This is a genomic window from Kitasatospora sp. NPDC091257, assembly GCF_044757675.1.
Classification (GTDB): Bacteria; Actinomycetota; Actinomycetes; order Streptomycetales; family Streptomycetaceae; genus Kitasatospora; species Kitasatospora lactacystinica.
Genome location: NZ_JBIVVI010000768.1, coordinates 1 through 4446, shown reverse-complemented (window position 1 = coordinate 4446; position 4446 = coordinate 1). Strand labels below are relative to the sequence as shown.

The window sequence follows — 4446 nt, the reverse complement described above, 5'->3', positions numbered from 1 at the left end:
CCCCGGCCGAGTGCCGGGGCCACCCCTCCCGTCGTGTCCGGCGCCGCGTCCGGCGCCGCGTCCGGAGATCCGGACCCCGGACTCAGCCCTGCTGCTCGGCCCACCAGGCCCGCAGTGCCCCGACCGCCTCGTCGTGCTCCATCGGGCCGTGCTCCAGCCGGAGTTCGAGCATGTGCTTGTACGCCTTGCCGACCTGCGGGCCGGGCTTGAGGCCGAGCAGCTCCATGATCTGGTTGCCGTCCAGCGCCGGGCGGACGGCGTCCAGCTCCTCCCGCGCCTTCAGCTCGTCGATCCGGGTCTCCAGACCGTCGTAGGTGCGGGAGAGCGCGGCCGCCTTCTTCTTGTTGCGGGTGGTGCAGTCGGAGCGGGTCAGCTTGTGCAGGCGCTCCAGCAGCGGCCCGGCGTCGGTGACGTAGCGGCGCACCGCCGAGTCGGTCCACTCGCCGCCGCCGTAGCCGTGGAAGCGCAGGTGCAGCTCGACCAGGCGCGAGACGTCCTCGATGAGCTCCTTGGAGTACTTGAGCTCCCGCATCCGCTTGCGGGTCATCTTGGCGCCGACCACCTCGTGGTGGTGGAAGGAGACGCGGCCGTCCGACTCGAAGCGGCGGGTGCGCGGCTTGCCGATGTCGTGCAGCAGCGCGGCGAGCCGCAGGGTGAGGTCCGGGCCGTCCTGCTCCAGGTCGACGGCCTGCTCCAGGACGGTCAGCGAGTGCTCGTAGACGTCCTTGTGCCGGTGGTGCTCGTCCCGCTCCAGCTGCAGCGCGGGGAGCTCGGGCAGCACGTACCCGGCCAGGCCGGTGTCGACCAGCAGCCGCAGGCCCTTCACCGGGTGCTTGGCCAGCAGCAGCTTGTTCAGCTCGGCCTGGATCCGCTCGGCGGAGACGATGGTGAGCCGCTCGGCCATCGCGGTCATCGCGGCGACCACCTCGGGCGCCGGGTCGAAGTCCAGCTGGGCGGCGAAGCGGGCGGCCCGCATCATCCGCAGCGGGTCGTCGGAGAAGGACTCCTCGGGGGTGGCGGGGGTGCGCAGCACCCGGGCCTCCAGGTCCTCCAGACCGTGGTGCGGGTCGACGAAGCCGCGGCCGGGCAGGTCGACGGCCATCGCGTTGACGGTGAAGTCCCGGCGGACCAGGTCCTCCCCGATGGTGTCGCCGTAGCTGACCTCGGGCTTGCGCGAGGTGCGGTCGTACGCCTCGGAGCGGTAGGTGGTGATCTCGATCAGGAAGGAGCCCTCGGGGGTGTCCTTGCGGGCGCCGACCGTGCCGAAGGCGATGCCGACGTCCCAGACCGCGTCCGCCCAGCCCTTGACCAGCTTGAGCACCTGCTGCGGGCGGGCGTCGGTGGTGAAGTCCAGGTCGTTGCCGAGCCGGCCGAGCAGCGCGTCCCGGACGGACCCGCCGACCAGCGCCAGCCGGTGACCGGCCGCCTGGAACCGGCGGGCGATCTCGTCGGCGACCGGCGACACCCGCAGCAGCTCTTGGAGGCCGAGGGCCTGGGCCTCGCTCAGGCCTGGTACGACCTGGACGGCGGTGCTGGAGGGGTCGGTGTGCGCGGTGGGCTCATTGGCAGTGGACACGGCTCACAAGGGTACGTGCCCCGACAGGTCAACCGCCCGCGCGTTCTGGGCGTCTCACCCCACAGCCCGCAACACTGCGCCGCGGGCTGCATCGTTACCATGCCGGTGGACGAGTCTCGGGCACCGGACGGGGGATGCGGTGCCGCGCGCCGCCGCCGTCCGCGGGAACCCCCGCGGCAGCGGTGCGGCGACGGCGTCGGGCGGAGCGATCCAAGAGAGTCAAGCGAAGACCGTCGGGCGGACCGCGCCGGACGACAGCATCAGCAGCGAACGATCGAGAACGGCGAGGGCGAAGCGAGTGAGTGAGCCGGCACGGCACTCGGGCCTGGGGACGCACCGACAGCCTGGAGGGGCCGAGCGCCCCGCCGAGGGGCGTCATCCGGCCCGCCGGACGCGCCGGGCGGGCGCGCGCCTGGCCGCCGCCTGCGCGGCCGCCCTGACCCTCTTCACGGCCACCCCGGCCGGCGCGCTGCCCGCCGGCGGCAACGTCCGGCCGGCCGCGGACTCCACCATCACGGCCGAGTACCCGGTGGTGATGACCATCGACACGCTCAGCCCGCAGGTGGCCACCCCGAACGGCATCGTGACGATCACCGGACACGTCACCAACGCCGGCAAGTCGGCGGTCAAGGGCGCCCACGCGGCCGTCCGCAAGCCGTACTCCAACAAGCCGCTGGACCGGCGCAGCGACCTGGCCAACGTGGCCGACCGCTCCACGCCGGACGGCAAGGACGGCACCGAGCTGGACACCCCCCAGTACGCCCTGCCGGAGCTGAACCCGGGGCAGAGCCAGCCGTACACGCTGAGCGTCGCGGTGAGCGACCTCGGACTGTCCGCGAGCGGCGCGTACGAGCTCGCGGTGGACGCCTGGGGCGGGACCGCCGACAACCCGCGCGACCGCCCCCTGGGCATCGCCCGGACCTTCCTGCCGTACAACCCGGGCGGCGCCGAGGCGCAGCCGACGAAGGTCGCCACGGTCTGGCCGCTGGTGCACGCGCCGGTGGTGGCCGCCCAGACCACCACCGACAGCAACGACCAGCCCGTCTCGGTGCTGCGCGACGACAGCCTGGCCACCGAGTTCGCCCCGGGCGGCCGGCTGTACGAACTGGTCGACACCGGCGCCAAGCTGAACGGCCTGACCTGGGTGATCGACCCGGACCTGCTGGACGCCGCGCTCGCGATGACCAAGACCTACCGGGTGCAGAAGCCGGGCACCGAGGGGTCGGGCAAGTCCGTCAAGGACGACAACACCGTCCAGATGCAGCCCTCGGCCGCCGCCGTCGCCTGGCTGGACAAGCTGCGGGCCGCCGTCGCCAAGCCGGGCACCCAGGTGGTCTCGCTGCCGTACGCCGACCCGGACCTCGCCTCGATCGCCCACAACGGCTCCGACCTGACCGGGATGACCACCGCGCTGAGCAAGGCGGCCACCGCCGGCCGGCTGACCGTCGAGGGCCGGCTCGCCGTGGACACCCGGTCGGACGTCGCCTGGCCGTTCCAGGGCTACCTCGACCAGCAGATCGCCTCCCTCGCCCAGCAGTCGGGCAGCGGGCTGGTGCTGGTCAACGGCGCGAGCATGCCCGAGGCGGACTCGCTCAACTACACCCCGACCGCCGTCCGCCCGATCGGCGGCGGGCAGAGCGCCGTGGTGGCCGACGAGACCGTCTCCTCGCTCTTCGACAAGGACCTGAGCAGCCCGCAGGCGCAGACCGACGCCACCCAGCGCTTCCTCGCCGAGACCTTCGCGATCACCCACGAGCAGCCGCAGAACCAGCGCGGACTGCTGGTCCTGCCCCCGCGCGAGCTGAGCGTCGCCGGCGCCAAGGCGCTGGCGAGCGCCCTGCAGACGGCGGACGGCAAGTGGATCTCCTCGGTCAAGCTGGACGCGGTGGCCCAGTCCGCGGCCGACCCGAAGGCGAACACCGCCGTCCCGGCGCCCACCGACTACCCGACCCAGGCCCGCGCCTCGGAGCTGCCGGCGGCCGACCTGAGCCGCACCGACGACATCCAGCACGACCTGGACACCCTGATGCGGGTGCTCACCCTGCCGCAGCGGGTGCGCGGCCCGTTCAGCGCCGCGATGGTCCGCTCGCTGTCCACCGAGTGGCGCAGCCAGCCGCCGGCCGGGAGCACCTACCGCGCCGGCGTCACGAAGTACCTGAAGGAGCTGACCAGCGCCGTCCAGGTGCCGAAGAAGAACGTCGTCACCCTGGCCGGCAACACCGGTCTGCTCCAGGTCAGCGTCCGCAACGACCTGACCCAGACGGTCACCAACCTGAAGCTGGTGCTCACCTCGGCCCAGCCGAACAGGCTGCGGGTGAGCAAGGAGGAGGAGCTGGTCCTCCCGGCCTCGCAGAGCGTGACCCTGCGCTTCAACGCCGAGGCGCACAACAACGGGACGGTCGCGATGACCGCCCAGCTGTGGACCACCGGCCCCGACTCCCGGCCGTACGGCGACCCCCAGCAGTTCAAGGTCGAGGTCACCTCGGTGACCAACGGGGTGCTGTACATCTTCGCGGGCGCCGGTGTCCTGCTGCTGCTGGCCGCGCTGCGCTTCGTGCGCCAGCGCAAGCGGCGCGGCGGGCAGCCGCACGAGGACGGCGACCAGCCGGTCGGGGACGCCCCGGCGGCGGACGGCACCGGAGCGCGGGACACGGCCGAGGACACGGCGCAGGACACGGCGGAGGGCGCCTCGGAGGACACGGCGCAGGACTCCACCGCGGATCGCGCCGGGGCGGCGGAACCGGACCAGGCCGGCGGGACGGACGACACCCGAGGTGACGGTCCCGCGCAGACACCGCGCGGCAGCAGCCCGGATGGCCGGGATCGGGCCGCCGGTGATGAGAAGGTTGGTCCTTGATACCGCCGACCCC

The 4446-nt window shown here is 73.2% G+C and carries 2 protein-coding genes; one reads left to right on the top strand and one right to left on the bottom strand.

Annotated features, from left to right (window positions below; translation table 11 throughout):
- Positions 1-82: 82 nt before the first annotated feature.
- Positions 83-1507, bottom strand: a complete 1425-nt coding sequence (locus ACIQOV_RS29135; protein WP_401053536.1) for a CCA tRNA nucleotidyltransferase — start codon at positions 1505-1507, stop codon at positions 83-85.
- A 367-nt stretch (positions 1508-1874) separates the two neighbouring features.
- Between ACIQOV_RS29135 and ACIQOV_RS29130 the strand changes: the two genes are divergently transcribed.
- Positions 1875-4433, top strand: a complete 2559-nt coding sequence (locus tag ACIQOV_RS29130) for a DUF6049 family protein (protein ID WP_401053534.1) — start codon at positions 1875-1877, stop codon at positions 4431-4433.
- The last annotated feature ends 13 nt before the right edge of the window (positions 4434-4446 follow it).